This window comes from Bradyrhizobium sp. USDA 372, assembly GCF_053629095.1.
Genome location: NZ_JBRJHR010000001.1, coordinates 4586792 through 4611981, shown reverse-complemented (window position 1 = coordinate 4611981; position 25190 = coordinate 4586792). Strand labels below are relative to the sequence as shown.

Sequence of the window (25190 nt, the reverse complement as noted above, 5' to 3'; positions counted from 1 at the left end):
GCCTCAACCCGGATGGAGTTTCACATGTCGATCAAGACCAAGATTGCCGCCGCAGCTCTCGCTGCTCTCGCCGTCACCGGCAGCATCGCGTCCACCACCACCTCGGCCGAAGCCAAGCAGCCCGGCTGGGTCTGGGGTGTCGGTGCCGGCATTGCCACCGCCGCTGTCGTCGGCTCCGCGATCGCCGCCAGCAACGATCCCTATTACCACGGCTATCACCGCTGCGGCTGGGTCGCGCAGTACAACGCCTTCGGCCAGTACGTCGGCCGCGTTCGCACCTGCTACTGATCTGAGTACCTGAGGCCGATCTCCACGTGGATCCTGCGTCCGACACGGGCGCCTCATCCACCCCGTGTCGTGCCCCCGACCCCGCCCGGCGTCCCCCCGGGCGGGGTCATTCGTTTTGAGCCCGGCGAATTTGTTGCAGCCGCGTCACACAGCGGTGCGAACTCTTCTCTGCGGCGATGCGCATCAGTTGCTATTGCGAATTAATCGCAATAAGGTTTGTCGCAGGTTCAGGAACTTGGGACGAAGTCGCGACGAATCGAGATCATCTCGGCCGGTCGCCTCAATCGCCGAGGCTTGGTGACAGAATCGTCGCGACCCGTCAGGGATATTGCGGCGGGTGGAACAGATTCGCGTTTGGGGGCGTGCGTTTTGGCGTTGAGAGGTCACAGACATCGGTGCTTGCGAACGGCCGCGGCGATTGCCACGGGCGTGCTGGCTTTTCCGACTGCCGGCCGCGCGGCCGATCTGCCGCTGAAGGCGCCGGCCTTGAGAGCGGTCTATGACTGGACCGGCCTCTATATCGGCGCGCATGCCGGCTACGGCCGCGGCTCGTCGCATTTTGCACTGAACGACGGCACCGCACTCAGCGACAGCGGCGTCTTCAGCGGCATGATCGGCGGCGTGCAGGCGGGCTACAATTACCGCCTCAACTCCGGCTGGCTGGTCGGCGTCGAAGGCGATTTTACGTTTCCCAACTACATCACGTCGAACTCGATCGTCTCGTTCCTGGCGACGCCCGCCAACACCGTCACGCAGCAATGGGACTACACCGCGAGCCTGCGCGGGCGCGTCGGCTACACCAGCGGTCCGTGGCTCGTCTATGCCACCGGCGGCTTTGCCTGGATGGGCGAGCGCTATTTCGACGCGCCGGCCTCCGGCGCCGAAATCCCGAAGATCCTGAACACACGTCCTGGCTGGGTCGCAGGCGCCGGCGTCGAATACGGTTTCGCGCCGCATTGGAGCGCGCGGCTCGAATATCTCTACAGCCGCTTCGATAGTGCCAACGTCGCCTTCTCCACGGGCGCGCAATACACGTCCTCGTCGCTCGACTTCCAGCAGGTCAGGCTGGGCCTCAACCGCAAGGTCGATTGGCCCGGCATGCCGGGCTATAACCCGAAGAGCTCCCTGATCGACACGGAATCGGATCGCTGGGAGATCCACGGCCAGAGCACCTATCTGCCGCAAGGCTATCCATCGTTCCCCGCGCTCTATACCGGACCGAACTCGCTGTCGCCGTCGCGACAGGCCAAGGCGACGTGGAGCAACAGCCTGTTCCTGAACGCGCGGCTGTGGGACGGCGGCGAGGTCTATTACAATCCCGAGCTGCTGCAGGGATTTGGGCTCAACGACACGGTCGGTGCGGCCGGCTTCCCGAACGGCGAAGCGCAGAAATCGAACTTCCCCTACCCGCACTACAACACCTCGCGCCTGTTCGTGCGCCAAACCTTCGGCTTCGGCGGCGAGCAGGAAGAGCTGGCGAGCAGCCAGCTGCAGCTGGGACAGAAGGTCGACGTGTCGCGCCTCACCTTGCAGGCCGGCAAGTTCCCCGTGGTCGACGTGTTCGACGGCAATGCCTATGCCAAGGACACCCGCAGGGATTTCATGAACTGGTCGCTCTGGGCGCCCGGCGCCTTCGACTATTCCGCCGACAAGGTCGGTCTCACCTACGGCGTCACGGCCGAACTCAACCAGAAGCAATGGGCGCTGCGCGGCGGCTATTTCCTGATGGTGTCGGAATCCAATTCGAATCATTTCGACACCAGGGTCGGCGAGCGCGGCCAGTACGTGCTCGAGCTCGAGACGCGCTTCTCGCTGCTCGGCCAGCCCGGCAAGCTCAGGACCATCGGCTGGCTCGACAGCGCCAATATGGGCAGCTTCCGCGAGACGCTGAACAATCCCGCGCTCAATCTCGACATCGCGCAGACCCGGCGCGGACGCCTAAAGTACGGCTATGTGCTCAATCTCGAGCAGGCGATCACCGACGATGTCGGGCTGTTCGGCCGCTGGAGCTGGAACGACGGCCGGTTCGAAACGCTGGCCTTCACCGACATTCATCGCAGCCTGTCCGCGGGCTTGTCGATCAAGGGCACGAGATGGGGCCGGCCGGACGACGTGATCGGCGTCGGCGGCGCGATCAACGCGATCTCGCAGGATTATCGCGACTTCCTTGCCGCCGGCGGCCTCGGTGTCCTCGTCGGCGACGGCGCGCTGAACTACCGCAAGGAACGCATCCTCGAAACCTACTACGCCTATGCGGTGAACAAGAACATCACCCTCACCGCCGACTATCAGCTCATCGTCAACCCGGCCTACAACGCCGACCGCGGACCGGTGTCGGTGTTTTCGGGCCGGCTGCACGGGGAGTTCTGAGCTGCGGCTCAGAACAGGAGCGCGACACCCGAGACGAACAGCAGCGCCAGCACGATCTTGCGGAACGCGGCCTCGTCGATCCGGCCGAACAGTTTCAGCCCGAGCCAGGTGCCGGCGAACAGAAACGGCAGGCCGAGCGCGAACAGCTTCGCCGTGTCTGATGTGAGCGATCCGTTGGCACCGAGCCAGAGCGCCGCCATGGCGAATACCACGACGGCGACCGGCTGGAACGTGGCACGCTGCGCGTCCTTGGGCAGGCCGCGCAAATTACACCAGATGGTGACGACGATGCCGGCAAGGCCCGTCAGCCCGCCAAGCAGGCCGTTGACGAAGCCGACCGTCATGTCAGCGGCCGGCGGCACGACGACCGCGAGTTTGAGCTGCGGCCGGAAGAATGCATAGAGGCTGTAGGCGATCAGGACAGCTCCGACCGCGATGCGAACACTCTTCGGATCGGCCCAGGTCAGGAGCGACACCCCGGCCGGCACACCGATGACTGCACCGACGATGAAGGGCCACAGCCGGTGCCAGTCGAGCGCGCTGCGCAACTTCCAGACCGAATAGCCCTGCACCAGAAGGCCGAAGCCGACGATCAGGCTGGCACTTTGAAGCGGCGTCAGCACGTAAAGCCACAACGATGCCGCGACCAGGCCGAAGGCGAAGCCGGAGAGGCCGGCGACGAACGCGCCGGCGAAGGTGGCCAACAGAAAGAGCGGAAGCTCGATTGCGATCCCGTCCATTGCTCGCTCCATAGATCAGCGAGCAGCGCTTGCGTGGGATCACCACTTCACGGGGAGGCTGCGACATCCCCGGGATGCAAGTCTAGGTGAAGCGGCCTCTTTGCACAATGACCTCGTTACGCCGCGCGGATCGCGTCCAGGAATTTTCCGACCTCGGTCTTGAGCCGGCTGCTTTCGCCCGAGAGCGACCTCGCCGATGCGAGCACGTTGGAGGAGGCCGATCCGGTTTGGCTCGCGCCACGCTGCACGTCGACGATGCTGGCCGAGACCTGCTGGGTGCCGCGCGCGGCCTGCTGCACGTTGCGTGAGATCTCGCGCGTCGCCGCGCCCTGCTCCTCGACCGCTGCGGCGATTGCGGACGCGATCTCGGACATGCGGGAGATGGTGTCGCCGATCGACTTGATGGCGCCGACGGAGTCTTCGGTGGCGGCCTGGATCCCTGCGATCTGCTGGCTGATCTCGCCGGTGGCCTTGGCGGTCTGCTCGGCCAGCGCCTTGACCTCGGAGGCGACGACGGCAAAGCCGCGACCGGCCTCGCCGGCGCGCGCCGCCTCGATGGTGGCATTGAGCGCCAGAAGATTGGTCTGGCCCGCGATCTGGCTGATGAGCTCGACGACGTCGCCGATCCGGCCTGCGGCCCTGGCGAGCTCGCCGACATGCTCGTTGGTCCGCCCCGCCTGCTGCACGGCCTCGCCGGCGATGCGCGCGGAGTCCTGAACCTGGCGGCTGATCTCGTCGACCGACGAGGCCATCTCCTCGGCCGCGGCGGCAACGGTCTGTACGTTGGTGGAGGCCTGCTCGGAGGCGGCAGCGACGGTCGCCGTGACCTTTTCCGATTGCTCAGCCGAGCTCGTCAGCGTTCCCGCGAAGGCTTCCAGCTCGGAGGATGCCGACGAGACGGTGTTGATGACGTCGCCGATCATGGCTTCGAACTCACGCGCGACCTGATCCATGCGCTGGCTGCGCTTCAGCTTCGCTTCCGCTTCGATCGCGGCCGCCTCGTCGGCGGACTTCTTGGCGAGCAGCGAATCCTTGAAATGCTGGAGCGAGCCGGCGACCTGGCCGATCTCGTCGCTGCGGCCCGTCGCGGGAATCTCGACCTCGTGCTGCCCTACGGCGAGCGCTCCAATCACGTCGGCGATCCGCCCGAGCGGCGTCACCACGCGCCTGCGCAGCATGATGGTCACGCCACCGAGCGTGCCGAGCAGGGCCAGCACGGCGATTGCGGCGAGCGCGAGCATCGCCAGCGCGCCGTCGCGCGCGGCCGAGGCACGCTCGGCGGCTTCCGCCAGCGCAGCGTCGCGCACGCCGTAGAACATCTGGATGGCCGGGACGATGACCTTCGCCAGCTCGTCGGCGGTGATGCCGTACTTGCCGTCGCTCTTCGCCGCAGGCATCTCCTTCTCCACGACCGAGGCCGCTTTTCCAAAATAGGATTCCGTCGCGGCCTTCAGCGTCGTGGCGATCCGGGGCGGATTGCCGAGCTGCTCCATGCCGGCTTCGATGCGCTCGCGGTCGGCTTCGACGCGTCCCTGCATGCGATCCATCAGCGCGAATTCGGCCGCCACCAGGGGGCGGCGTGCGGACAGCGCCGGCGACAATGTGGCGGCGCGGCTGCCGGCCGAAACGCGCAGATCCTGCGCCGTTCGCGCCAGGCTCAAGAGCGCGGCGAGCGAGGAATCGGCATTGACGACCTGTCCTTCGAGCCGGTTCATGATGGGCTCGATGTTGCTGATAACCTCGGCAACGGCAGGCAGGAAGCCCTTGACCACAGCGCTGTCGCGCGCCGCAAGGGGAACGCTCATTGCGCGATCGGCCGCCGTGTAAACGTCCTTGAGCCGACGAGCGGCGCGATCCAGGGTTTCGATCATCGCGGCCCCGTCATCGACCGCCATGAGCGCGCGCCTTGCGGCCTCGAATCCGGCATCGGCCGCTTTCGCCGCCTTCCCGGCAGCTTCGGTCTGCGCCTGCGTTGCCGCGCCTTCCTGGAAGATGGGGGTGATGTAGGGCGCACGAAGGCCAGCGACGTGCTGGCTCACCGTTAGCATCGCACCGAACGCTTCCACCGTCTTGATCGCGTCGGAGCGGTTCGTGAAGATGCGCGTCTGCGGTATAAGCACCTCGGCGCCGAGAATGACTGCAAACACCGTCACCGTCAGCATCGACAGCGCGAAAAGCTTCCCGATCCGCATCCTCAGGTCCCCGAATATTATTTCTGCAAGCGCGAAAACTAGCCGCCGGCCACTAAGGGCTCGTTAAGCAACGATCCGTAGTTCCGCGGGGTGTCAGGTCGTCGCGGGACCCCTTGGCACGCTGTCGCGTACCGGTTCCCTTTGCCCGACGAATGCGCAGAATCGCCAGCACTTCCGCACCGAATACCTATATCAATGGCTTGCGCCGGCACCCCGGTCACACTTGCCTACCTCCGGAACGTCAATGCTCTCGCTCGAACTCGTCATCGTCGTCGTCCTGATCGTCATCAACGGCCTGCTGTCCATGTCCGAGCTGGCCGTGGTCTCGTCCCGTCCGGCACGGCTGTCGCTGCTCGCGGCCAAGGGCGTGCGCGGCGCCGAGCGGGCGCTGACGCTGGCGGCCGATCCCGGCAAGTTCCTGTCCACGGTCCAGATCGGCATCACGCTGGTCGGCGTGCTCTCCGGCGCGTTCTCCGGCGCCACGCTCGGGCAGCGGCTGACGCAATGGCTGCTCGAGCTCGGTCTGTCTCCGGGCATCGCCGACATCGTCGGCGTCGGCATCGTGGTCACGCTCATCACCTACGCCACCCTGATCGTCGGCGAGCTGGTGCCGAAGCAGGTGGCGCTGCGCGACCCCGAAAGCATCGCGGTGCGGGTCGCGCCGGCGATGCACGCGCTTGCGAAAATATCCCTGCCGCTGGTCTTTCTGCTCGACATCTCCGGCAAGCTGATCCTCGCGCTGCTCGGCCGCGGCGGCAAGGCCGAGGAGAAGGTCTCGGAGGACGAGATTCATCACCTCGTCAGCGAGGCCGAGAGCGCCGGCGTGCTCGAGCCCGGCGAGAAGGAGATGATCGCCGGCGTGATGCGGCTCGGCGACCGGCCGGCCGGCGCGGTCATGACGCCGCGCACCGAGGTCGACGAGATCGACCTGAACGACGATCCCGCCGCCGTCCAGGAGATCATCGCCAAGAGCCCGCATTCGCGCTTTCCCGTCTCCGACGGCGACCGCGACAAGCCGATCGGCGTGCTCCAGGCCAAGGACCTGCTGGTCGCCTACATGAACGAACGCAACCCGGACCTGCGCGCGCTCGTGCGCGAGGCGCCCGGCATCCCGGTGTCGGCAGATGCGCGCGACGTGCTGACCATCCTGAAAGCGGCGCCCGTTCACGTCGGGCTCGTCTACGACGAATACGGCGCGTTCGAAGGCATGGTGACGGCCGCCGACATCCTCGAGTCGATCGTCGGCGCCTTTCATTCCGAGGAAGGACCGCCCGAGCCGGCCTTCATCCGGCGCGACGACGATTCGCTGCTGATCTCCGGCTGGATGCCGGTCGACGAGTTCGGCGAGCTGCTCGGCATCGAGCTGCCGCCGCATCGCTACAACACCGTCGCAGGCCTCGTGCTGCAACAGTTCAGCATGCTGCCCAATGTCGGCGACGCCTTCGATTTCGGCGGCTGGCACATCGAGGTGGTCGATCTCGACGGGCGTCGGATCGACAAGATCTTGGCCAGCCGGTTGACCGAGGTCGAGACGGGGTAGCAGGTGACGGCGCGCGCCCTCTTCCTTCTCCCTTGCGGGAGAAGGTGGCGCGAAGCGCCGGATGAGGGGTTGCTTCAGCGAATTCGAATGGAAGTTGGACTCGGGGAGAAATACCCCTCACCCGTCTCGCCGCTACGCGGCGAGCCACCCTCTCCCACAAGGGGCGAGGGAAACATCCTCACCCGAACCGCACCCCGATCCGCTTTTCCTTGCGCCAGACCACGGTGCAGCGCAGATGCGTGCCGTCGGCCTGAACGAACAGGGTGAAATGATCGGGAATGCCGACGGGACTGGTGACGTCGAGTGCGGCGCCGGTATCGGAGAGATTGCGGACGGTGCAGTCGATCGCGCCGCCGCCGAACTCGATCGTTCCGGCCTTCAGCACGCGATGCCGGGCTTTGTCGCGTCGCTCGTCCATGGGGCAAATCTACACCCAAAGTTGAACCAGAGGTTAAACCCACCCTCCGCTCTCGGCAATTTGACGCCCCTGGCCTGCGGCAGCGGCGGCCGGAATGTCACAGCGCGGGCTGGAACGTCTCGGCGCGCGCCATCTGCCAGGCGTCGCGGAACCGCGGGTCTTCGGTGCCTTCGAGCAGCTCGCCCGGACGCAGCGCCGGATAGAGCTGCGCGAAGGACTTCACCTGGGTCGTCGACGTCCGTTGGCTGAAATGGATCGGCCGCAGCTGCTGCGGATGTTCGAGGCCGGCCGCAGCGATCAATTCGGTCAGCGAGTGCAGCGTGGCGTGGTGATAATTGTGCACGCGATCGATCTTGAGCGGCACGTAGAGCGCGCGCGCCCGCGTTGGGTCCTGCGTCGCCACCCCGGTCGGGCAGCGATCGGTGTGGCAGCTCAACGACTGGATGCAGCCGAGCGAGAACATGAAGCCGCGCGCCGAGTTGCAATAGTCGGCGCCGATCGCCATCGCCCGCGCCATGTCGAAGGCGGTGGCGATCTTGCCGGAGGCGCCGATCTTGATGCGGTCGCGCGCATTGATGCCGACCAGCGCATTGTGGACGAAACTGACGCCCTCGCGCATCGGCATGCCCAGATGATCCATGAACTCCAGCGGCGCCGCGCCAGTGCCGCCCTCATTGCCGTCGATAACGATGAAGTCGGGATAGATGCCGGTCTGAAGCATCGCCTTGCAGATCGCTAGGAACTCCCAGGGATGGCCGATGCACAGCTTGAAGCCAGCCGGCTTGCCGCCGGAGAGGCGGCGCATCTCGGCGATGAACTGCATCATGCCGACAGGCGTGGAGAACGCGCGATGCGAGGCCGGCGAGATGCAATCCTCGCCCATCGCGACGCCGCGGATCTTGGAGATCTCCTCGGAGACCTTGGCGGCCGGCAGCACGCCGCCATGGCCGGGCTTGGCACCCTGGCTGATCTTGAGCTCGACCATCTTGATCTGGTCGTCGCCGGCGACGCGCGCGAACGCTTCGGGATCGAAGCTGCCGTCGAGATGGCGGCAGCCGAAATAGCCGGAGCCGATCTCCCAGATGATGTCGCCGCCCATCTCGCGGTGATAGGGGCTGACGCCGCCCTCGCCGGTGTCGTGCGCGAAGCCGCCCTGCCTGGCACCGGCGTTCAATGCCCGCACCGCATTCGGGCTGAGCGCGCCGAAGCTCATCGCCGAGATGTTGAACACCGAGGCCGAATAGGGCCTTGCGCAATCCGGTCCACCGATCACGACACGGAATTTCTCCGTGGCATGCGCCTTCGGCGAGACCGAGTGATGCATCCACTCGTAGCCCTCGCGATAGACGTCCTCCTGGGTGCCGAACGGGCGCTTGTCGAGCTCCATCTTGGCGCGCTGATAGACCACCGCGCGGGTGTCGCGCGAGAACGGCATGCCGTCCTTCTCGCTCTCGAAGAAATATTGCCGCATCTCCGGGCGGATCTCTTCGAGCAGAAAGCGGATATGCGCGGAAATCGGATAATTGCGCAGCACCGCGTGGCTCTTCTGCAGGAGATCGCGGACGCCGAGCAGGGTCAGCGCGCTGAAGATCAGGATCGGGATCAGCAGGATGTCGAAGATCTTGCGGTCGGCGATGCCGATGCCGATCAGGAGGGCGGTGACGACCGCGCAGATCGTCAGCACGATGAAGCGCGGCGAGAAGGGCAGCAGCAGGGTTTCCATGATCCCCTCCTCCGCCAGCGGCAGGCGTTTCGGGGATGCATGCGTCTTGGTGTCGTCGGCCACGATTCCGATCCTCTCGCCAGCAGAAGGCGTCACGATACGCCCGCGCCTGTCATACGGATATGACGCCGCCCTTGTTTCAGGCTAGCGAATTCGGTCGAGACAAATCAATCAGCCGGATGGACGGGTTTTGCAGTGCAGCAGAGGGACGGGTTAGGCGGCAAGCGGCCGCAACCAAGCAGTGTCCCGGGCAAGCGCAAGCGCAGACCCCGGACCCAGAATGCAACGCCAAGCGATGCGGAGAGATGGGCCCCGGCTCTGCAGCGGACCGCCGAAGGGGCGCTGCGCTGCGTCCGGGGCACGATGGCGTGGCGCTTAGCGCTCGACGAAGGCCTTCTCGATCACGAAATGGCCGGGCTTGTTGCCGCTGCCTTCGACGAAGTCGCGGCTCTCGAACATCGCCTTCAGCTCTTCGAGCATCGCCGGGCTGCCGCACATCATGATGCGGTCGGTTGCGATGTCCAGCGGACCTTGGCCGATGTCGTTGAATATCTGCTCGGAGCTGATCAGATCGGTGATGCGGCCGCGGTTCCGGAACGGCTCGCGGGTCACGGTCGGGTAGTAGATGAGCTTGTCCGCGAGCAGCTCGCCGAACAGCTCATCCTCGCGCAGGGTCGCAACCAGCTTCTCGCCATAGGCGAGCTCGGAGACCTGGCGGCAGCCATGCACCAGCACGATCGTTTCGAACTGCTCGTAGACCTCGGGGTCCTTGATCAGGCTGGCGAAGGGCGCAAGGCCGGTGCCGGTCGAGAGCAGCATCAGCCGCTTGCCGGGAAGCAAATTGTCGGTGATCAGCGTGCCGGTCGCCTTGCGGCCGACCAGGATGGTGTCGCCTTCCTTGATCTTCTGCAGGCGCGAGGTCAGCGGACCGTCCTGCACCTTGATCGAGAAGAACTCGAGCTCTTCCTCGTGGTTGGCGCTCGCCATGCTGTAGGCGCGTAGCAGCGGCCGGCCATCGACCTCGAGGCCGATCATGGCGAACTGGCCGTTCTGGAACCGGAAGCCGGTGTCGCGGGTGGCGCGGAAGCTGAACAGCGTGTCGGTCCAGTGGTGGACGGAAAGAACCTTCTCTCGGTAAAACGCGCTCATGATTTTCGATATTCCGAATAGCTGCGGTTTTAGGGCAAAAGCGTTGCCCGGCCCTGAAACGGGGCGGTCACCATTTGCCATGGCGGAGGATTTCGCGTGTGTGATCTACGCCATTGAGACCAATAATCAACCTCGTTTCGGATGCAATTGATGCCGGTCAAACCGGCATTTGCGGCAGAACTGGTCACATCATTAAAGAATCTGCTGCCTGGCGCGCGTGGAGGATAATTTCTTTTCCCTCCCGGGCTTCATTGCAGCACTTAATTTCCGCCGCGCTCGCGGGAATTTCATTAAGAATAGCTCTGATTTTCACCCGGTTTGGCGCCGGTGCCCGCATTTTTGCGGCTTTTGGCGCCAGGGACGGCGAAACACCATGGCAAGCGGCGAGCGGATCTTCGTTCAGGCGATCAGGCGCTATTGCGCGGCGCGGGGCATCGCGGTCGATGTCCGCTCCGGGGGCTGGCTCATCGCGATGCGCCGGGGGCCGCGGCGGCACTTCGCCTTCGGCTACGACATCGGCCTCAACAGCGCCATCGCCCATCGCCTCGCCAACGACAAATCAGCCACCGCCGAGGCGCTGACGCTGGCGGAGGTGCCCTGCATTCCGCATCGGCTCTTCCTCAACCCGAAGCTGGGCGTGCATGTCGCCAGCGCCGACTGGCGCGAGGGGATGCTGGCGCTGCTCGCCGAAAATCCGCAGGGCGTGGTGGTAAAGCCGAACGAGGGGACATCAGGGCGATCGGTGTTCAAGGTCACGACCGAGGCGGAGCTCGACCACGCGGCCGGCGAGGTCTTTTCGATGAGCACGGGGCTCGTGATCTCGCCCTATGTCGCGATCGAGGAGGAGGTCCGCGTGGTGCTGCTCGATGATGCGCCCCGCGTCGTCTACAGCAAGCAGCGCGGCTCGGACTGGCGGCACAATCTCGATGCCGGCGCAAAGCCGGTGCTGCTGCAGGACGGCGAGGTCCGCGCGGCCTGCGGGAAGCTCGCGATCGATGCCGCGCGCGCCATCGGCATCGTCTTTGCCTCGATCGACGTGGTTCGTGTCGGCGGCGAATGGAAGGTGCTCGAGATCAATTCCGGCGTGATGATGGAGGCGCTGGCCAAGCTGCATCCGGCTCTGGTGCAGGCGACCTATGACGCGGCGCTGGACCGGGTGTTTGGGTGAGAGCGGCAAAGAATAGCAGCCGCGACACAGGTGCCCACCCTCCCCTGGAGGGGGAGGGTCGCTGTGCATGGAGCGAAGCGGAATGCGCAGCGGGGTGGGGTGACAGTCTCTCCCCAGAAGCGCTGCCCGAGCGGAGAGATCACCCCACCCCGCTCGCGCTGCGCGCGATCGACCCTCCCCCTCCAGGGGAGGGTAAGAAGGACTGCCGCTAATTATTCGCGCTGGGGGAATCGTCCATGGCCTTGAACGCCTCTTCCAGCTGCAGCGAGATCGGCACGTTCAGGCGCTCGCCTGTGGGCAGCCTTGCGGTGAACCATTTGTTGTAGAGCGGGACGAGGTCGCGGTTGGAGCCGAGCTTGCGGAAGGCGCGCTCGACCACGGCGGCAAGTTGCGGCTCGCCCTTCCTGAACATGATGCCGTAGGGATCGTAGGACAGATAGTCGCCGGTGACGCGGAACTTGTCCTGCGCCTTGTGGCGCGCGATCAGGCCGAACAGCAGGATGTCGTCGGTCGCGAACGCATCCGCCTTGCCGTCGGCGAGCATCTGGTACGATTGCTCGTGGTCGGGCGAGGTGATGATGTTGAGGCCGAGCGAGAACTTCTTGTCGGCCGCATGCATCGCCTGCTCGTTGGTGGTGCCCTTGGTCACCACCACGGTCTTGCCCTTGAGATCGGTGACCGAAGCGACGGTCGAGGCCTTCGGCACCATCAGCTTGGTGCCGGCGACGAACATCAGCGGCGAGAAGGCGACGCGCTTGCCACGCTCGGCATTGGCCGTGGTCGAGCCGCATTCGAGATCGATCTTGTTCTGGAGCACGGCGTCGATGCGGTCGTCCGAGGTGACCTTGACGTAGTCGATCCTGAGATCGGAATCGTCGACCTCGACGCCGATCTCCTCGACGATGGCTTCGCACAGTTCGAGGCTGTAGCCGATCGGCCGTCCCGACTGGTCGAGGAACGAGAACGGCGGTGAGCTCTCGCGATAGCCGAGCCGCACGGTGTGGGCCGACTTGATGGCCGACAGTGTCGGGCTGAGCCCTTCGCCGGCGGTCTGGGCGTGTGCCGACGTCGCGCACGAGGAGGCCGCGAGCAACGACGCGGCGAGCAAGAGGACGCCTGAGGTCAGCGGCCTCGCCAATATCCTGCCCATGGCGCGCTCCTATCCATGGCCGGCCATCGCGGGCACCTCGCCCGGGACCACGTCGTCGGGCACGACGTCGCCAGGGCCAAGCTCGTGCTCGGGGCCGAGCTCGCCCTCCCATTTGGCCACGACCGAGGTCGCAAGCGTGTTGCCGATCACGTTGGTGGCGCTGCGGCCCATGTCGAGGAAGGTGTCGATGCCCATGATCATCAGGAGGCCCGCCTCGGGAATGTTGAACTGCGCCAGTGTCGAGGCGATCACGACGAGAGAGGCGCGCGGCACGCCGGCGACGCCCTTCGAGGTGATCATCAGCGTCGCCAGCATCGCGAGCTGGGTGCCGAGCGGCATGTCGATGTGATAGCTCTGCGCGATGAAGACGGCCGCGAAAGTGCAGTACATCATCGTGCCGTCGAGATTGAAGGAATATCCGAGCGGCAGCACGAAGCTCGAGATCCGCGACGAGGCGCCGAAGCGGTTGAGCGCCTCGAGCGTCTTCGGATAGGCCGCCTCCGAGCTCGCGGTCGAGAACGCGATCATCAAGGGCTCGCGGACCAGCTTCAAGAGATGGCTGTAGCGCGGACCGATCACGATGAAGCCGACGATGACCAGGATGGTCCACAGGATCGCCAGCGAGAGATAGAAGCCGCCCATGAACACGATGAGCTTCCACAGCACGGCGAGACCGTTCTTGGCCACCGTTGCGGTGATCGCCGCCCACACTGCGAGCGGCGCGAACAGCATGACGTAGGCCGTCACCTTCAGCATGATGTGGCCGACGTCGTCGATCATGGCGAGGATCGGCTTTGAACGTTCGGGCATGGAGCCCATCGCCACCGAGAAGAACACGGCGAAGATCACGATCTGCAGGATCTCGTTCTGCGCCATCGCATCCGCGATCGAGGTCGGAATCAGATGGGTGAGGAATTTCTCGATGGAGAAGGCCGAGACCGGCAGGCCGGTCGATTGACCCGCCTGCGGCAGCGTGCCCGGGAAGTTGGCGCCGGGCTGCAGCAGATTGACCATGATCAGGCCGAGCAGCAGCGAGACGAAGGATGCGCTGACGAACCAGCCCATGGTCTTGGCGAAGATGCGGCCGAGCTTGGAGCCCGAGCCCATATGGGCGATGCCGCCGACCAGGGTCGCGAACACCAGGGGCGCGATGATCATCTTGATCAGGCGCAGGAACATCATGGCGATCAGGTTGATGGAGGAGGCCCAGTCGGCGCGCGTGTCCGGCAGGAAGTTGTAGATCGCCGAGCCCATGACGATGCCCAGCACCATCGCGGCCAGAATGTATTGCGTGAACCTGTTGGACATCGCTTACCCCCACGTACACCGGCGCTTCATAGTGTCGCAGATATGACAGCGACGCAACACGCTTTGCGTGCACGCGCCATGGCGCGATGTTCCCGTTGCGCAACGCCAGCGCGCGATCTAGCCTTCGTGCAGCGCACAACACATGCGGCTTGCACGTTTTCTTTGCGGCGGCTGCACCAATAATCGTCAAACGAATGAAGAGGGAAACGCCATGAGCGGCAACACCAATCGCCAGATTCTGCTGGTGGAAAAGCCCAGCGGCAAGCTCGGTCCTGAACATTTCAAGATGATCGACGGCACGATGCCGGAGCCGAAGGACGGCGAGGCTTTGCTGCGCGTGCGATACATCTCGCTCGACGCAGCCAACCGCGCCTGGATGCACGGCGCGACCTATCGTTCGGCCGTCGAGGCCAACAGCGTGATGGCCGGCGGCGCCATCGCCGAAGTCGTCAGCTCAAAAGCGCCAGGGCTTGCGCCCGGTGACATCGTGTTCGGCGACACCGGCTGGCAGGAGTTTGCCGCGGTGCCGGCGAAGCATCTGACCAAGATGCCGAAGCTCGAGCCGATGACGCATCTGCTCAGCGTGTTCGGCATCGCCGGCCTCACCGCCTATTTCGGCCTGCTGGAGGTCGGCAAGCCCAAGGAGGGCGAGACGGTCGTGGTCTCGGCGGCCGCGGGATCGGTCGGCTCGATCGTCGGACAGATCGCCAAGATCAAGGGCTGCCGCGTCATCGGCATCGCCGGCGGCGTCGACAAGTGCCGCTGGCTGACCTCCGAGCTCGGTTTCGATGCCGCCGTCGATTACAAGGACGGCGCGGTGTTCAAGGCGTTGCGCGCGGCTGCGCCCAAGGGCATCGACGTCTATTTCGACAATGTCGGCGGCGACATTCTCGAAGCCTGCCTGCCCCAGATGAACAATTACGGCCGCATCGCCTGCTGTGGCGCGATCTCGCAATATGACGGCGCGCCGTCTGCACATGGGCCGCGCGGCGTGCCCGGCCTGATCGTGGTGAAGCGGCTGACCATGCAGGGCTTCATCGTGATGGACTACATGAAGGACAGCGAGCGCGCGCTGGCCGATCTCCAGGCCTGGGTGAAATCCGGCAAGCTCAAGGTGCAGGAGGACATTCTCGACGGACTTCAGAACACGCCGAAAGCGCTGATCGGATTGCTTGCAGGCGAGAACCGCGGCAAGCGCATGGTGAGACTGACGACCTAGTCGCGTCGCGATTGCGGCGACATTATCCACTTGCGGTAGAGGCCAAAGCGGCCAAAGATGCCGCTCGCGAGCTGACCCTCGCGACGATTGCGCTTGCATATCTTTTCAAAAATAGTCGGCATTCCCGACCGGGCAGGAATTCATGCAAATGTTCAACACGTTGAAACATGCATCGGCGCGCACCGCGTTGCTGGCGACGGCACTCTTCGCAAGTGCAACAGGAGCGTTCGCGCAGACCGAGGCCGAGAAGAACGCCATCCGGTCCGCATGCCGCTCCGACTACATGGCGCATTGCTCGAGCGTGACGCCCGGCGGAGTGGAGGCGGTTCAATGCCTCGCCAAGAACATGTCGAGCCTGTCGTCGGGGTGCCAGGCTGCCGTTCGCGCGGTCGAGCAGGCCGCCGCGCCGAAGACCGAAGCGGCGCCCGCCAAATCTGAACCGGCCAAGTCTGAGCCCGCAAAGACGGAAGCGGCGCCCGCCGCCGAGCCCACAGCCAAGCCGGCAGCGGCAGCCGCGCCGAAGGCAGCAACAGCAAAGCAGCCGAGCCCCGCGCAGGTGTCCGCGATCAAGGGCGCCTGCCGCGGCGATTACCCCAAGGTCTGCGCCAGCGTGCCGCCGGGCGGCGCGCCCGCGGTCGAATGCCTGGAGAAGAACAAGGCGAAGGTGTCGGCGGGCTGCGCCAAGGCTATCAATGCGGCTTTCGGTGGCGGAGCGACCCCGCCTGCGTCCGGTGCTGCACCGGCAGCAGCGGCAGCGCCTGCCGCGGCACCTGCCGTCATCGTGCTGCGGCCCTTGCTGCCGCGCGAAGAGCTGTTCATCGCGCGGTCGGCCTGCGGCGCCGACATCCGCACCCTCTGCGCCGGCGTGGCGCCCGGCGGCGGCCGGATCATCCAATGCATTTCCAACCGGGCGGCATCGCTCTCGCCGGCCTGCAAGGAGGTGCTCGCACCTTTCGCGGCCAGATAAGGCGGACGCAGCACGAAAGATGAATTGCGGCGTACGCGACCGGATGCGCGCACGCTGACACAGATACTTTCTTCAGACGCAGCTTCGATCACGACAAGCCCCGGGAGAACAACATGCGTTCATTGCTGCTCGTTGCTTCTGCGCTCTTCGCTTTCGCCGCCACCATGACCTTCGAGGCCACTGACGCCAATGCGGTGGTGTGCGCCCGCGGCGTGGCTCGCGCCGGCTGCGCCGGCCCGAATGCGGCCGTGGTCGTCCGCAAGCCCGTGCCGGTGGTCCGCTGCACCAGAGTTCTGGTGAACGGGGTCTATGTGAAGCGCTGCGTCTGACCCCCGGTGGCCAATCCGCCCCGGGTTGGCTATGATTCGCGCCTGACGGTTTCGGATCCGCAAAACGCGCGTCCGGATAACGGGCTTTGGCGTGCCACGCACTGGCGATAATTCCGCTGGCGCTGGACGCCGGAGCACATTAGTCTACCCCTAGATAGTAAGTATACTGTCAATTAGGGAGGCAGACGTTGCGGATCGCCGTGATTGGCGGGGGGCCCGGTGGGCTCTACTTCGCCTATCTCTGGAAGAAGCGTCACCCCGAGGATCAGGTCGACCTGTTCGAACAGAACCCGGCCGACGCGACCTGGGGCTTTGGCGTCGTGTTCTCCGAACAGGCGCTGGAGTTCCTGCGCACCGACGACCCCGAGACGGTCGATGCGATCGCCCCGCACATGGAGAGCTGGGAGAACATCACGCTGAACCTGCATGGCGACAGCGTCGCCATCGACGGCGTCGGCTTCTCCTCGATCGGCCGGCTGGAGCTGCTCAAGTTCCTGCAGCAGCGCGCGTTCGACGTCGGCGTCACCCCGCGCTTCGACACGCAGATCCAGGCGATCGACCAGCTCAACGGCCACGATCTGATCGTCGCCGCCGACGGGCTGAACTCGCTGGTGCGGCGCGCCTATGAGGGCGATTTCGGCACCTCGCTGTCCTACTCATCCAACAAGTTCGTTTGGTACGGCACCTCGAAACGCTTCGACACGCTGTCGCAGACCTTCGTGAAGACCGAGCGCGGCGTCTTCAACGCCCATCACTACCGCTATTCGCCGACCATGAGCACCTTCCTGGTCGAATGCGATCACGCCACCTGGCAGGCCTATGGTTTCGCCTACAAGGACGTCGAGCAGTCCAAGGGCGTCTGCGAGGAGGTGTTCGCCGACACGCTCGGCGGCCATTGCCTCGTCTCCAACAAATCGGTCTGGCGCAATTTTCCCTGGGTCTGGAACGAGCACTGGTCGTTCAAGAACATGGTGCTGCTCGGCGATGCCCTGCATTCCGCGCATTTCTCGATCGGCTCGGGCACGCGGCTCGCGATCGAGGACGCCATCGCCCTCGTCAAGGCGCTGGAATCGGATGCGCATCTTGCGACCGCGCTGCATCGCTATCAGGCCGCGCGCAAGCCCATCGTGCAGAAGCTCGTCAACGCCGCGCGCACCAGTGCATTCTGGTACGAACATTTCGCCGAGCACATGAAGCTTCCCCTGATGGACTTCGCCTACAGCTATATCACCCGCTCCGGCCGCATCGACGATTCCCGGCTGCGGGCGATGTCGCCGGCCTTCATGGCGCGCTACGAGACGGCCAAGAACGGCGGAGGCAACGCCGAAGCCAACGGCGGAGATGCGGCATGAGACATGACATCCGTGACCAGGTGCCGGCGGACAGCGAGGGGGCGCGCGAGATCGGCTTTGCCGTTCCTGAAATTTACAATGCCAGCCGTGTGCTGTTCGACAATCTCGGCAAGGGCCGCGGCGAAAAGCTCGCGCTCCTGGGCCCTGCAGGCACGCGCACTTACGCCGAGCTCTGCGCGGAGGCCTGCCGCTGGGGCAACGGTCTCGCCTCGCTTGGCCTTGCGCGCGGCGACCGCGTGCTGTTGTTTCTCGACGACACGCCGGCCTACCCCGCCGCCTTCTTCGGCGCGGTGCGCGCCGGCTTCGTGCCGCTGCTGATCAACACGCTGACGCCGCCGGACCTCCTGCAATTCTATCTCGCCGATTCCGGCGCGACTGTCGCGGTGGTGGATGCCGAGTTCGCGGCGCGCTTCGATGCGGAGGCTTGCAAGGAGACGAAGCTGCATACGCTGATCGTCGCCAATGGCGCGGCCGGCGAGCACGCGGCGCCGCGGGCGCTCGCGGCGGCGAGCTGGCTCGCGCAATTCCCTGCTGAGCTGGCGGAAGCGGCAACGCAGCGCGACGAAATGGCGTTCTGGATGTACTCCTCCGGTTCGACCGGACGGCCCAAGGGCATCGTGCACCTGCAGCACGACATGGCCTATAGCGAAGCCGCCTTTGCGCGGAACGTGCTGAAGCTGACGCCTGATGACATCTGCTTCTCGGTGCCGAAGATCTTCTTCGCCTACGGCTTCGGCAATTCCGTCACCTTCCCGTTCTCGGCCGGCGCCGCAACGCTGCTGCTGCCGGGGCAGCCGAAGCCGGCGTCGATCTTCGCGGCGATCGAGCAATACAAGCCCACGGTCTTCTTCGGCCTGCCGACGCTGTACACCGCGCTGACCAAGGCCGAAGGGGCGGACAAGACGGATTTCTCGTCGCTGCGCATGGCGCTCTCCGCCGCCGAGGTGCTCTCGGCCGAGGTCTTCAACGGCTGGAAGACGCTCACGGGGCTCGAAATCGTCGAAGGCCTCGGTTCGACCGAGGTGCTGCACATCTATCTCTCCAACCAGCCCGAGCAGAAGAAGCTCGGCGCCGCGGGCCTGCGCGTCCCCGGCTACGAGGTCGCGCTGCGCGACAAGGACGGCCGCGACGTCGGCGACAACGAGGAAGGGATTCTCTGGGTCCGCGGCGATTCCAACACGCCGCTGTACTGGAACCGGCCTGACAAGTCCGCGGAGACCATTCGCGAGGGCGGCTGGATCTACACCGGCGACCGCTTCGTGCGGGATGCCGACGGCTTCCACTTCTTCCGCGGCCGCGCCGACGATCTCATCAAGATCTCCGGCCAGTGGGTCTATCCGCTCGAGGTCGAGCTGTGCCTCGCCGATCACCCCGACATCCGCGAATGCGCCGTGTTCGCCGCCGAGCTGCCGGACCGTCGCATGACGCTGAAGGCGGTGGTGGTGATGAACAACCGCGCGGTGAACCAGAGTGATGCGACGCGCAGGCTGCAGGACTATGTGAAGGGCAAGCTGCTGCCGTACAAATATCCGCGAGAGGTGATTTTCATCGACGAGCTGCCGAAGACCGGCACGGGGAAGATCGATCGGCAGGCGTTGCTGAGGATGTGAGGCGACGGCGTTGCCACACTCACCGCAATCGTAGGGTGGGCAAAGCGAAGCGTGCCCACCATTGCAAAATAGGAGAGAAATCGTGGGCACGGCGCAAGCGCGCCTTTGCCCACCCTACGAGATCGCGCGCTGGGCTGGGCCGGGGCGCCCCCTCACCCCGCCTTCCCAAGATGTTCCAGCGCGTCCTCCGCGCGCAGCGGCACTCGTGATGCTTCGTTGTTGAGATCGACCAGCTGCGCCAGCAGGCTCATCAGCGCCTTGCGGTCGGCGGGCTTGAGAGGCTCCAGCATCCGCTCCTGCGCACGCTCCACGGCGGGAATGATCTCGCGCAGGATCGCAGCGCCCGACTTGGTCAGATAGAGCAGCTTGATCCGCTTGTCCTCGGGTGCCGGCCTGCGCTCGATATAGGCCTTGGCCTGGAGACGTTCGATCACGCTGCCGAGCGTCGAGCGGTCGAAGGCGATCACCGCCGACAGCCGCGTCGCATCGATGCCGGGATGGGTGTGGATTGCGACCAGCGCCGCATATTGCACCGGAGTGAGGTCGAACGCCTTGCACTCCTCCATGAAGATCGAGACCGCGATCTGCTGCATGCGCCGGAACAGATAGCCCGGCGCGGCATAGACCGCGTCGATCGTGATCGGAGGGGGCGGCTTACTCGGCATCGGGCTGCTTCTCCGGTGCGGCATCGGCAAACGCCGCCAGCGCCTTGGCGGCAGCCTCGGCCTGGAGCAGGTGCGGATAGGCGGAGACGTCGACGCCGAAGCGGCGCGCATTGCCGAGCTGCGGCACGAGGCAGAGATCGGCCAGCGTCGGCGCATCGCCGAAGCAGAACGGACCCGGCTCGGCCTTGATCAGCGTCTCGCAGGCCGACAGGCCCTCGCGATTGACCCAGGCGGCCCAGCCCTGGACCTTCTCCTCGGGCAGGCCGAGCTCGCGCAGCCGCGCCAGCACTTTCAGGTTCTGCACCGGATGGGTGTCGCAGGCGATCGCCAGCGCGAAGGCGCGCACCTTGGCGCGGCGCAGCGGATCCTTCGGCAGCAGTGGCGGATTGGGATGGGTCTCGTCGAGCCATTCGATGATCGCCACCGATTGCGTCAGCACGCCACCCGCATCGTCCTCCAGCGCCGGCACCAGGCCCTGCGGATTGATGGCGAGATAAGAGGGTGCGCATTGCTCGCCCTTGCGCAAATGATGCGGCAGATGCTCGGCGCCGAGCCCCTTGAGGTTCAGCGCGATCCGCACGCGGTAAGCAGCGCTGGAGCGGAAATAGCCGTGCAGCTTCATGGAGAGCCTCCCTGCTTTTGTCATTCCGGGGCGACGCGCCAGCGTCGAGCCCGGAATCCATAACCACGATCGGGAGTATGGATTCCGGGCTCGCGCCTTGCGGCGCGCCCCGGAATGACACGATCTTGTGTGTCGTTCGTCAAGTTGACGCTACCTAGATCCTCAGTATACTGTCAATCAACAAAACGATCGGGAGCCGCAACCATGGAAGCCGTGACCAAGACGCCGGAACGCGAGGCGTTCTACAAGAAGATCGACGGCGAAAACCTCACCGCGCTGTGGACGGTGATGAGTGACCTGATCACGCCGGAGCCGAAGAGCGCCTGCCGGCCGCACCTCTGGAAGTTCGACGTCATCCGCGACTACATGACCGAGGCCGGCAAGCTCATCACCGCCAAAGAGGCCGAGCGGCGCGTGCTGGTGCTGGAGAACCCGGGACTGCGCGGGCAATCCAAGATCACGACCTCGCTCTATGCCGGCGTGCAGATGGTGGTGCCCGGCGACGTCGCGCCCGCGCATCGCCACAGCCAGTCGGCGCTGCGCTTCGTGCTCGAAGGAAAAGGCGCCCACACCGCGGTCGACGGCGAGCGCACCGCGATGGAGCCGGGCGACTTCATCATCACGCCTTCGATGACCTGGCACGATCATTCCAACGAGACCGATCAGCCGATGTTCTGGCTCGACGGCCTCGACATCCCGCTGGTGCAGTTTTTCGACTGCTCCTTTGCCGAAGGCTCGATGGAAGATCAGCAGAAGATCACGAAGCCCCCGGGCGACAGCTTTGCCCGCTATGGCCACAACCTCTTGCCCGTCGATGTGAAGCGGAGCTCGAAGACCTCACCCATCTTCAGCTATCCCTATGCCTACACGCGCGAGGCGCTGGAGAAGGCCAGGACGAGCCAGGAATGGGACGCCTGCCACGGCCTCAAGCTGAAATTCAGCAACCCCGAGACCGGCGATTTCGCCATGCCGACCATCGGCACCTTCATCCAGCTGCTGCCGAAGGGTTTTGGCACCGCGCGCTATCGTTCGACGGACGCAACGGTGTTCTGCCCGATCGAGGGCCGCGGCCGCAGCCGCATCGGCGATACCGTGTTCGAATGGGGGCCGCGCGATCTGTTCGTGGTGCCGAGCTGGCACTGGGTCACGCACGAGGCGGATGAGGACGCCGTGCTGTTCAGCTTCTCGGACCGGCCGGTGCAGCAGAAGCTGGATCTGTTTCGGGAAGATCGCGGGAACGCGTGACGGTCGCACTGCCAACCACATCGTCATTGCGAGCGAAGCGAAGCAATCCAGAATCCCTCCGCGGAGAGAATCTGGATTGCTTCGTCGCAAAAGCTCCTCGCAATGACGGTTGGCTACCTCCAGTTCAACAGTCTCGTAGGGTGGGCAAAGGCGCAACGCGCCGTGCCCACGTCTTCGCGACGCGTGAAGGAATCGTGGGCACGCTTCGCTTTGCCCACCCTACTGCAGCGGTGAATGCCGCTACCGCCAGTGCAACAGCCGCGTCTCCAGCCAGCCGATCACCTTGCCCACTGCGAGGCCGAACACCGACAGGATCACGACGCCCGCGAGCAGCTGATCGGTCTGCATCAGATTGCCGGCCTGCAGCACGAAGGCGCCGATGCCGTATTGGGCGCCGATCATCTCGGCGCTGACGACGAGCAGCAGCGCGACGGAGGCGGTGATGCGGAAGCCGGCGAGGATCGCCGGCAGCGCGCCCGGCCAGATCACCTTGCGCACGATGGTGGCGAAGGGGACGTTGAAGCTCTGCGCCATGCGGATCAGGTTGCGTGGCACGGCATCGACGCCGCTATAGACCGAGATCGCGGTCGAGAAGAACACCCCGAGCGCAATCGTCGCGATCTTCGGCTCCTCGCCGATGCCGAGCCAGAGAATGAGCAGCGGCAGCAGCGCAATCTTCGGGATCGGAAACAGCGCCGATATGAAGGTGATGCCGACGCTGCGCGCGAGGCGCGACAGGCCGATGGCAAAGCCGACGGCGACGCCGGCCGCCGTTCCCACGAGCCAGCCGACGCCGATCCGCAGCAGCGAGGCCGTAACATGCTGCCACAGTGCGCCGGAGACCGCGAGCTGATAGATCGCGCGGACAATCGCAGAGGGGGTCGGCAGAAACAGCGCATTGACGAGGCCGGCGCTGCCGGCGGCTTGCCAGATCGCGATGACGAGGCCGAGCGCGATCCAGCCGCCAAACCGGCTCGACGCAGGCACGAAGCCCGCACCACGAAAGCGGACGCGCCGCGTCGGTTCGTTCTTGGCCGTCGTGTCCGTTGCCGCGCGGTCAAGCATGCTGGACCTCGCGCTCGGCATCGATCGCCTCGTTGCGGATCAGCGACCAGATCTGATTCTGCAGCGCCAGCAGTTTTTCGCGCGCCGCCGCTTCGCCGCGCGCCGCGCGCGTCATCGGCACGGTGACGACCTCGCGGATGCGGCCGGGCCGCCGCGACAGCACCACGATGCGGTCGGCGAGCCGCGCCGCCTCTTCGAGATTGTGGGTGACGTAGACCGCGCCCATGCCGCCATCGGCGAGCAGGCGGATGAAATCCTCCATCAGCAGCTCGCGAGTCTGCGAATCCAGCGCCGACAGCGGCTCGTCCATCAAGAGGATCGCGGGCCTCACCGCAAGCGCGCGCGAGATGCCGACGCGCTGGCGCATGCCGCCGGAGAGCTGCTTGGGATAGGTCCGGCGAAAATCGGTGAGGCCGGTGCGGCGCAGCGCATCCTCGACCAGGGCGCGGCGCTGCGCGGCCGAGAGCTGGGTGTGCAGCAGCGGGAATTCGACGTTTTCCTCGACCGTGGCCCAGGGCAGCAGCGCAAAGTCCTGGAACACGAAGGTCAGCGGATTGAGACTATCCGCCGGCGGCGCGCCGCGCAGCTCCGGCGCGCCCGAGGTCGGCTGCAACAGCCCGCCGAGGATCGACAGCAGCGTGCTCTTGCCGCAGCCGGAGGGCCCCACGATCGCCACCACCTCGCCGGCACCGACGGTGAAAGAGACGTCGTCGAGCACGGCGAGATCGCCGAAGCGATGGGTGATGTGGTTGGCGATCAGGTCCATGCGATGAGCGCGCTTTCTTCACCCTCCCCTGGAGGGGGAGGGTCGGTTTGCATGCAGCGAAGCAAAATGCAAACCGGGGTGGGGTGAAGGTCCATCCGCAAGGATACTGACAGCGCTTGCTCTCGAACTTCCCGCGAAGAGTTTGAGCGAACGACGGACAGACCGCCGCCGTGGCTCACCCCACCCCGCTCGCTCCGGACGATGCTGCGCATCGCCGGTGCGATCGACCCTCCCCCTCCAGGGGAGGGTGGCAGATAGCCGGCGGCGAGAGACTGCATCATCAGCATCAATCCGCCTTCACGAATTCCTTCACAATGATCGCATCCGCATCAAAGCCCTTGTCGGCAAAGCCCTGCTCCTGCAGCCATTTGATCTGGTTGTCGACGTTCTTCACGTCGAGCTTGCCCTCGGGATCGATATAGGCGCAGTTGCCGACCACCTGCTCGACCGGCAGGTTGGTGTACTTGGCGATGATCTCCAGCAGCGGCCTGGTCTTGTCGTTGATCGGGGCGACACCGTCCTTCATCGCGGCGAGGATGACGTCGTGATATTCGCGGTCGGCTTTCGCGAGCACGCCGAGGAATTTCGTCACCAGCGCCTTGTTGGCCAGCGTCTTCGGCGACGCGAATACCGCGCCCAGCTGCCACGGCGTCTCGTCGCCGACCCAGCCCAAAAATTTCGCGCCACCCTCGTCCATCAGCTTTCGCGCGGTCGAGATCGGGAGCAAGGCGGCATCGACGGTCTCGCCCTTGAGCGCGGCGGCGGCATTCGACAGCGATTGCAGCGGCACGATCTTCACGTCCGCTAGCTTGAAGCCGTATTTGTCGGCGAGCAGGCCGAGCGAATAGTGGAAGCTCGATCCGACCTGCGTCATCGCCACGCGCTTGCCGGCGAGGTCCTTCGGCGTCTTCAGGCCGCTCGCATAGGCGTTGTTGCTGGCGAAATAGCCGATCAAGGGGTAGCCGGGCTTCTCGCGGCTCATGCCGCCGATCACCTTCAGCACTCCCTTGCCGGCGAGATTGTAGAGCCCGGCGGTGAAGGCGGTGACGCCGAAATCGACGTCGCCCGAGGTGGTGGCGACCGCAATCGGCTGCGCTGCGTCGAAGAACTTCAGCTCGACCTCCAAGCCGGCCTCCCGGAAATAGCCCTTGTCCACCGCGATGAAGACCGGCGCCGACGAAGACAGGCGGAGCACGCCGATCTTGGCTTTCAGCGCATCCTCGGCCCGCGCCGTGCCCATTGCCATGATCGCCATCAGGCCCGCTACCGCGAGCCGCGCAATCCCGATCATCCCGTTTCCTCCG

22 protein-coding genes are annotated in these 25190 nt (G+C 65.3%); 10 read left to right on the top strand and 12 right to left on the bottom strand.

From position 1 onward, the window contains the following. Positions 1 to 24: 24 nt before the first annotated feature. Together AB7M16_RS21760 and AB7M16_RS21755 are read left to right on the top strand one after the other, a co-directional pair. Positions 25 to 288: a hypothetical protein gene (locus AB7M16_RS21760; protein WP_036045494.1), complete on the top strand. Its 264-nt coding sequence runs from the start codon at positions 25 to 27 to the stop codon at positions 286 to 288. Between the two features lie 399 nt (positions 289 to 687). Further along, a complete protein-coding gene (locus AB7M16_RS21755; RefSeq protein WP_172786630.1) occupies positions 688 to 2658 on the top strand; it encodes a carbohydrate porin in 1971 nt (656 codons plus the stop codon). Between the two features lie 8 nt (positions 2659 to 2666). Here AB7M16_RS21755 and AB7M16_RS21750 read toward each other — a convergent pair whose 3' ends face one another. Both AB7M16_RS21750 and AB7M16_RS21745 read right to left on the bottom strand, forming a co-directional pair. Further along, complete coding sequence (locus tag AB7M16_RS21750) at positions 2667 to 3398, bottom strand: sulfite exporter TauE/SafE family protein (protein ID WP_453945184.1); 732 nt, start codon at positions 3396 to 3398, stop codon at positions 2667 to 2669. A gap of 116 nt (positions 3399 to 3514) precedes the next feature. Continuing rightward, positions 3515 to 5590: a methyl-accepting chemotaxis protein gene (locus AB7M16_RS21745; RefSeq protein WP_453945183.1), complete on the bottom strand. Its 2076-nt coding sequence runs from the start codon at positions 5588 to 5590 to the stop codon at positions 3515 to 3517. A 244-nt stretch (positions 5591 to 5834) separates the two neighbouring features. On the opposite strand from AB7M16_RS21745, the gene AB7M16_RS21740 reads away from it, so the two are divergent. Continuing rightward, positions 5835 to 7130 carry a hemolysin family protein gene (locus tag AB7M16_RS21740; protein WP_453945182.1) on the top strand — a complete coding sequence of 432 codons (1296 nt, stop codon included), beginning with the start codon at positions 5835 to 5837 and terminating at the stop codon, positions 7128 to 7130. Positions 7131 to 7308: 178 nt separating this feature from the next. Here AB7M16_RS21740 and AB7M16_RS21735 read toward each other — a convergent pair whose 3' ends face one another. From AB7M16_RS21735 to AB7M16_RS21725, 3 genes are all read right to left on the bottom strand, one after another. Then, a complete protein-coding gene (locus AB7M16_RS21735; protein ID WP_453945181.1) occupies positions 7309 to 7548 on the bottom strand; it encodes a PilZ domain-containing protein in 240 nt (79 codons plus the stop codon). 97 nt (positions 7549 to 7645) lie between these two features. Further along, on the bottom strand, positions 7646 to 9271 hold the full coding sequence (locus AB7M16_RS21730; RefSeq protein ID WP_453947240.1) for an FMN-binding glutamate synthase family protein: 1626 nt from the start codon (positions 9269 to 9271) through the stop codon (positions 7646 to 7648). A gap of 375 nt (positions 9272 to 9646) precedes the next feature. Then, the gene (locus AB7M16_RS21725; RefSeq protein ID WP_453945180.1) at positions 9647 to 10420 is read right to left on the bottom strand and encodes a ferredoxin--NADP reductase; all 774 of its coding nucleotides are present in this window, start codon (positions 10418 to 10420) and stop codon (positions 9647 to 9649) included. 373 nt (positions 10421 to 10793) lie between these two features. Here AB7M16_RS21725 and AB7M16_RS21720 point away from each other — a divergent pair, with 373 nt between their 5' ends. After that, entirely contained in the window at positions 10794 to 11588 is a 795-nt protein-coding gene (locus AB7M16_RS21720) for an ATP-grasp domain-containing protein (protein ID WP_453945179.1), read from the top strand. Between the two features lie 208 nt (positions 11589 to 11796). Here the strand turns inward: AB7M16_RS21720 and AB7M16_RS21715 are convergent, their stop codons facing one another. Next, positions 11797 to 12738 (bottom strand): amino acid ABC transporter substrate-binding protein, encoded by a 942-nt coding sequence (locus tag AB7M16_RS21715; protein ID WP_453945178.1) that lies wholly within the window; start codon positions 12736 to 12738, stop codon positions 11797 to 11799. A gap of 9 nt (positions 12739 to 12747) precedes the next feature. Continuing rightward, entirely contained in the window at positions 12748 to 14046 is a 1299-nt protein-coding gene (locus AB7M16_RS21710) for a dicarboxylate/amino acid:cation symporter (protein ID WP_172786622.1), read from the bottom strand. A 211-nt stretch (positions 14047 to 14257) separates the two neighbouring features. Between AB7M16_RS21710 and AB7M16_RS21705 the strand changes: the two genes are divergently transcribed. The 5 genes from AB7M16_RS21705 to AB7M16_RS21685 all read left to right on the top strand — a co-directional run bounded on the left by AB7M16_RS21705 (position 14258) and on the right by AB7M16_RS21685 (position 19523). Further along, a complete protein-coding gene (locus AB7M16_RS21705) occupies positions 14258 to 15265 on the top strand; it encodes an NADP-dependent oxidoreductase (protein WP_453945177.1) in 1008 nt (335 codons plus the stop codon). A 148-nt stretch (positions 15266 to 15413) separates the two neighbouring features. Next, on the top strand, positions 15414 to 16232 hold the full coding sequence (locus tag AB7M16_RS21700; RefSeq protein WP_453945176.1) for a hypothetical protein: 819 nt from the start codon (positions 15414 to 15416) through the stop codon (positions 16230 to 16232). Between the two features lie 113 nt (positions 16233 to 16345). Further along, positions 16346 to 16561: a hypothetical protein gene (locus tag AB7M16_RS21695; protein WP_453945175.1), complete on the top strand. Its 216-nt coding sequence runs from the start codon at positions 16346 to 16348 to the stop codon at positions 16559 to 16561. 188 nt (positions 16562 to 16749) lie between these two features. Then, positions 16750 to 17913, top strand: a complete 1164-nt coding sequence (locus AB7M16_RS21690; protein WP_453945174.1) for an FAD-dependent monooxygenase — start codon at positions 16750 to 16752, stop codon at positions 17911 to 17913. Continuing rightward, positions 17910 to 19523: a benzoate-CoA ligase family protein gene (locus tag AB7M16_RS21685; protein ID WP_453945173.1), complete on the top strand. Its 1614-nt coding sequence runs from the start codon at positions 17910 to 17912 to the stop codon at positions 19521 to 19523. The genes AB7M16_RS21690 and AB7M16_RS21685 overlap by 4 nt, the downstream gene beginning before the upstream one ends. Before the next feature lie 152 nt (positions 19524 to 19675). On the opposite strand, the gene AB7M16_RS21680 is transcribed toward AB7M16_RS21685, so the two are convergent. Together AB7M16_RS21680 and maiA are read right to left on the bottom strand one after the other, a co-directional pair. Next, the gene (locus AB7M16_RS21680; protein ID WP_172786616.1) at positions 19676 to 20188 is read right to left on the bottom strand and encodes a MarR family winged helix-turn-helix transcriptional regulator; all 513 of its coding nucleotides are present in this window, start codon (positions 20186 to 20188) and stop codon (positions 19676 to 19678) included. Then, positions 20178 to 20810 (bottom strand): maleylacetoacetate isomerase, encoded by a 633-nt coding sequence (gene maiA, locus AB7M16_RS21675; protein WP_453945172.1) that lies wholly within the window; start codon positions 20808 to 20810, stop codon positions 20178 to 20180. Before maiA ends, AB7M16_RS21680 begins: the two co-directional genes overlap by 11 nt. 204 nt (positions 20811 to 21014) lie before the next feature. Between maiA and gtdA the strand changes: the two genes are divergently transcribed. Beyond that, complete coding sequence (gtdA, locus tag AB7M16_RS21670; RefSeq protein WP_172786614.1) at positions 21015 to 22055, top strand: gentisate 1,2-dioxygenase; 1041 nt, start codon at positions 21015 to 21017, stop codon at positions 22053 to 22055. A gap of 240 nt (positions 22056 to 22295) precedes the next feature. Here gtdA and AB7M16_RS21665 read toward each other — a convergent pair whose 3' ends face one another. The 3 genes from AB7M16_RS21665 to AB7M16_RS21655 all read right to left on the bottom strand — a co-directional run bounded on the left by AB7M16_RS21665 (position 22296) and on the right by AB7M16_RS21655 (position 25177). Then, positions 22296 to 23120, bottom strand: coding sequence for an ABC transporter permease (locus AB7M16_RS21665; RefSeq protein WP_453945171.1), 825 nt, complete (start codon positions 23118 to 23120; stop codon positions 22296 to 22298). Then, positions 23113 to 23886 carry an ABC transporter ATP-binding protein gene (locus AB7M16_RS21660; RefSeq protein WP_453945170.1) on the bottom strand — a complete coding sequence of 258 codons (774 nt, stop codon included), beginning with the start codon at positions 23884 to 23886 and terminating at the stop codon, positions 23113 to 23115. The genes AB7M16_RS21665 and AB7M16_RS21660 overlap by 8 nt, the downstream gene beginning before the upstream one ends. Before the next feature lie 286 nt (positions 23887 to 24172). Next, on the bottom strand, positions 24173 to 25177 hold the full coding sequence (locus AB7M16_RS21655; protein WP_453945169.1) for an ABC transporter substrate-binding protein: 1005 nt from the start codon (positions 25175 to 25177) through the stop codon (positions 24173 to 24175). Positions 25178 to 25190: the final 13 nt, after the last annotated feature.

Bases quoted from the DNA above. Each gene is read 5' to 3' on its own strand.
- AB7M16_RS21745 (WP_453945183.1), bottom strand. From the start codon at position 5,590: ATGCGGATCGGGAAGCTTTTCGCGCTGTCGATGCTGACGGTGACGGTG.
- AB7M16_RS21730 (WP_453947240.1), bottom strand. From the start codon at position 9,271: ATGGAAACCCTGCTGCTGCCCTTCTCGCCGCGCTTCATCGTGCTGACG.
- AB7M16_RS21705 (WP_453945177.1), top strand. From the start codon at position 14,258: ATGAGCGGCAACACCAATCGCCAGATTCTGCTGGTGGAAAAGCCCAGC.
- gtdA (WP_172786614.1), top strand. From the start codon at position 21,015: ATGGAAGCCGTGACCAAGACGCCGGAACGCGAGGCGTTCTACAAGAAG.
- AB7M16_RS21660 (WP_453945170.1), bottom strand. From the start codon at position 23,886: ATGGACCTGATCGCCAACCACATCACCCATCGCTTCGGCGATCTCGCC.
- maiA (WP_453945172.1), bottom strand. From the start codon at position 20,810: ATGAAGCTGCACGGCTATTTCCGCTCCAGCGCTGCTTACCGCGTGCGG.
- AB7M16_RS21700 (WP_453945176.1), top strand. From the start codon at position 15,414: ATGTTCAACACGTTGAAACATGCATCGGCGCGCACCGCGTTGCTGGCG.
- AB7M16_RS21740 (WP_453945182.1), top strand. From the start codon at position 5,835: ATGCTCTCGCTCGAACTCGTCATCGTCGTCGTCCTGATCGTCATCAAC.
- AB7M16_RS21735 (WP_453945181.1), bottom strand. From the start codon at position 7,548: ATGGACGAGCGACGCGACAAAGCCCGGCATCGCGTGCTGAAGGCCGGA.
- AB7M16_RS21685 (WP_453945173.1), top strand. From the start codon at position 17,910: ATGAGACATGACATCCGTGACCAGGTGCCGGCGGACAGCGAGGGGGCG.
- AB7M16_RS21710 (WP_172786622.1), bottom strand. From the start codon at position 14,046: ATGTCCAACAGGTTCACGCAATACATTCTGGCCGCGATGGTGCTGGGC.
- AB7M16_RS21680 (WP_172786616.1), bottom strand. From the start codon at position 20,188: ATGCCGAGTAAGCCGCCCCCTCCGATCACGATCGACGCGGTCTATGCC.
- AB7M16_RS21655 (WP_453945169.1), bottom strand. From the start codon at position 25,177: ATGATCGGGATTGCGCGGCTCGCGGTAGCGGGCCTGATGGCGATCATG.
- AB7M16_RS21760 (WP_036045494.1), top strand. From the start codon at position 25: ATGTCGATCAAGACCAAGATTGCCGCCGCAGCTCTCGCTGCTCTCGCC.
- AB7M16_RS21750 (WP_453945184.1), bottom strand. From the start codon at position 3,398: ATGGACGGGATCGCAATCGAGCTTCCGCTCTTTCTGTTGGCCACCTTC.
- AB7M16_RS21715 (WP_453945178.1), bottom strand. From the start codon at position 12,738: ATGGGCAGGATATTGGCGAGGCCGCTGACCTCAGGCGTCCTCTTGCTC.
- AB7M16_RS21665 (WP_453945171.1), bottom strand. From the start codon at position 23,120: ATGCTTGACCGCGCGGCAACGGACACGACGGCCAAGAACGAACCGACG.
- AB7M16_RS21720 (WP_453945179.1), top strand. From the start codon at position 10,794: ATGGCAAGCGGCGAGCGGATCTTCGTTCAGGCGATCAGGCGCTATTGC.
- AB7M16_RS21695 (WP_453945175.1), top strand. From the start codon at position 16,346: ATGCGTTCATTGCTGCTCGTTGCTTCTGCGCTCTTCGCTTTCGCCGCC.
- AB7M16_RS21725 (WP_453945180.1), bottom strand. From the start codon at position 10,420: ATGAGCGCGTTTTACCGAGAGAAGGTTCTTTCCGTCCACCACTGGACC.